We start from the raw sequence: 3,047 nt of genomic DNA on the forward strand, positions 1-3,047 counted from the left end.
TGTCGCCCGCCTCGGCTGCGGCCAGCGCGGCGCCTGCGCGCCCCGGCCGACCCAGACGCGCCCGCCCGAAGGCTGCGATCCGCGCCAGCACGATGGCCACCGCCAGCACCGACATCGCCATCAGCACCGCCACCACCGGCCCGCCCAGATCCAGAACCGCCCCCAGACGCCCCGCCAGCACCGGCCCGAGATCACCGACCCCGGTCATTCCAGCACCAGACCGGCGCGTGAGACCAGCGCGGGCGGGGTGGCGCAGGCGGCGGCCGTCCCGGGCGCGCAGGCGGAGACGGCGTTGACCAGCACCGCCGACAGGCCATCGCAGGCCGCACCGGGGATGACGAACTCGCGCACCCGGCGGGCCTCGGCCGGCACGCCGCCCATGTCGAACAGGGTCAGCCGCGCCACCCGGCCGGCGGCGTCGAAGATCACCGCCTCCAGCGACAGGGCCTCCAGCGCCTCGGACCCCCGATTGCTGAGCACGAAGGTCGCGGCACAGCCCTCGGCCACGTCCCGCGCCCGGTCGAGGGCAAGTTCCAGCGCCGGTGCCTCGGCCGCCACCCCGGCCGGCCAGAGCGCGAGGACAATCGCCGCGCCCCGCATCAGAACCGCCATGCTGCGGTGACCTTCAGCGTCCGGCCCGGGCTGTTGAGGCCGCTGGGATGCACGCGGTATTCGGCGTCGAACAGGTTGTCGATGCCCGCCACCAGCGTGCCGCCCGCAAGCGGCCCCGACACCGGCTGCCAGCTGGCAAAGATGTCCAGCACCTGCGCGCCGTCGGTGGGCGCCCCGCCGGCCGGCAGGTCGCGGGCGCGCCGGGCGGCCAGCAGCGTGGCGCGGGCGCCCATCTCCACCCCCTCGGCCGGGCGCCAGCCGCCGGCCAGCACAAGCCGATCCTGCGGCACCGAGCCCAGCGGCCCGGCCCCCGCCCGCCCGCGCCCGCGCGGGAGTGTCAGGCTGGCGCCGGCGAACCAGCGCACGGCGTCATAGTCGAGCCCGGCCTCCAGCCCCCAGAGGCGGGCATCGACATTGGCGGTCGCGGTGGTCCCCGATCCGGCGCCGAACGGCACGCCGGGAAAGGGCGGCGGCGTGGCGCTGCCCGGGGTCAGGAACACCACCTGCTGGTCGATGTAGTTGCGCACATCGGCGTAATACACATTGGCCGACCACATCAGCCGGTCGCCGGGCATGCGCACATCGGCCCGGTCCTGCCGGATGCCCAGGTCGATCTGGCGGGCGCGCTCGGGCGCCAGCCCCGGGTTGGGCGCGAATTCGTTGGTGATGAGGATCGGGAACGGCGCGCAGGTGAAGCACGGCGCGCTGAAATGCACCCCCGAGGGGTAGCGCTCGGTCAGCGAGGGTGCGCGGAAGGAGTGCGAAACACTGGCAAAAAGCTGCGTGTCCGCGCGCGGCCGCCAGCTGAGCGCCAGCTTGGGCGACAGCTCGGTGCCGGATGCGTCGTCGAAGCCATCCGCCAGCGGGCGCGTCTCGAACCGGTCCCAGCGCAGGCCCGGCGTGACCGTCAGCGCGGGCGTCACGTCGATCTCGGCCTGGAGGAAGGCGGCGGTGAAGGTCTGGTCGGCGTCCGGGGTCTGTGGCCGGGGCACCCCGTCGCGCAACCCGCGCTGGCGGTCGCGCAGCACCTCGATCCCGTAGCCCAGCCGCACCGGCACCCCGAGGTCGAGGTCCGAGCGGTTCACCGCCTCGAAGCCCAGCGTGTCGAATTCGGTCCGGTCCAGCCGCCCGTCGGAGATCCGCGCCTCCCGCACCCGCGTGCGATTGGCGTGGATCCGCACATCGGCGTCGATCAGCGGCGTGTCGGCCGGGTCCCAGCGCCAGCCGATGCGGAGCTGCGTATGGTCGAGGTCACGATTGACGCTGGCGGTGGGCGCGCCCTGCACATTGGTGTTGGGCGGCGTGACGCCGTGATCATCGTAGCGGCTGAGGCTGAATTCGAAACGCTGATCGGGGTCGGGTTCCAGCCCCAGTTTCAGCATCAGGTTGCGGCTGTCGATGGCGCTGTCGATCACCGGCTGGCCGGCACCGTCGCGCAGGTCGCGGCTGCGCGGGCGCAGCGTGCCGAAGACCAGCGCGTCGACCGCCCCGAACCGCCCCGCCAGCGCGAGGCTGCCGAGGCTCTCGCGGCCCTGGGTGTTGAAGCCCAGCCGGACCTCGCCGCCGACGGTCCGACCGGGGGCGAGGAAATCCTCGGCCCGCCGGGTTTCGAGAAACACCACCCCCCCGATCGCGCCCGATCCGAACAGCGTGGAGGCACCGCCGCGCAGCACCTCCACCTGCCGCAGCATGGCGGGGTCGACAAAGAACCGGCCGCGATGGGCGAGGTTGAAGTTCTGCCGCCCGCCATCGATGCGCAACACGACCTGTTCGTCGCGAAAGCCGCGGATGTTGATCTCCTGAGAGACGCCGCGGGGCCCGCCGTCGATGGTGACGCCGGGCTCGGCCCCGAGGATCTCGGCAAAGGTGGCGGGCTGGCGGCGCAGCACCGTGTCGCTGTCGATCACCGACACCGGGTTGGGCGTCTCCAGCAGCGCGCGTGCGTCCCGCGCGGCCCCGAACACCGTCAGGCCGGGCAGCACGAAGCCCGCCTCCTGTGCCGGGGCAGGGCTGGCCATCAGCGCCGCCGTCGCCACCCCTGCGGCCATCGCCGCCTGCCGTGTCATCAAGTTCATCGCCTGCTCCCTTGGCTGTCCGCGGATTGCGGGTGACCGGAAGCTGCCGGGCTGGGCGCGCGGGGCGTGCCATGGCGGCGGTGGCGATGTCCGGTGCTGCCATAGCGAAACCCGACCGAAACAGTCAAGCATTTCTGTCGCCGTTCCGTTGCGGTTCTGCGGGGCGGGGATCCTGCGGCAGGCATGGGCGGATCTGTGGCTTTACAATGCCAAGTGTTTCTGTCAGGTACTGCGCGACCCAGTTCGCCACGTCCCCTCCGGACCGGCCAACCCGGCAGCACCGCCCCCCGCGCATCAGAGCGCCCGCTGCCGGAGACCGCCATGCCCCCCACCCCGACAGACACAATCACCGGCCTACGG

General features: G+C 73.0%; 2 protein-coding genes and 1 pseudogene. All 3 read right to left on the reverse strand.

The window, feature by feature from the left end:
- A pseudogene (locus CCR87_RS00470) lies at positions 1–208 on the reverse strand (hypothetical protein); the annotation flags it as partial.
- Positions 205–612 (reverse strand): hypothetical protein, encoded by a 408-nt coding sequence (locus tag CCR87_RS00475; protein WP_201155375.1) that lies wholly within the window; start codon positions 610–612, stop codon positions 205–207. The pseudogene CCR87_RS00470 and the gene CCR87_RS00475, both read right to left, overlap by 4 nt.
- Positions 600–2,687 (reverse strand): TonB-dependent receptor domain-containing protein, encoded by a 2,088-nt coding sequence (locus tag CCR87_RS00480; RefSeq protein WP_201155376.1) that lies wholly within the window; start codon positions 2,685–2,687, stop codon positions 600–602. Before CCR87_RS00480 ends, CCR87_RS00475 begins: the two co-directional genes overlap by 13 nt.
- Between the last annotated feature and the right edge of the window lie 360 nt (positions 2,688–3,047).

It is taken from the genome of Rhodobaculum claviforme (assembly GCF_016653255.1).
GTDB lineage: Bacteria > Pseudomonadota > Alphaproteobacteria > Rhodobacterales > Rhodobacteraceae > Rhodobaculum > Rhodobaculum claviforme.

Bases quoted from the DNA above. Each gene is read 5' to 3' on its own strand.
- CCR87_RS00475 (WP_201155375.1), bottom strand. From the start codon at position 612: ATGGCGGTTCTGATGCGGGGCGCGGCGATTGTCCTCGCGCTCTGGCCG.
- CCR87_RS00480 (WP_201155376.1), bottom strand. From the start codon at position 2,687: ATGAACTTGATGACACGGCAGGCGGCGATGGCCGCAGGGGTGGCGACG.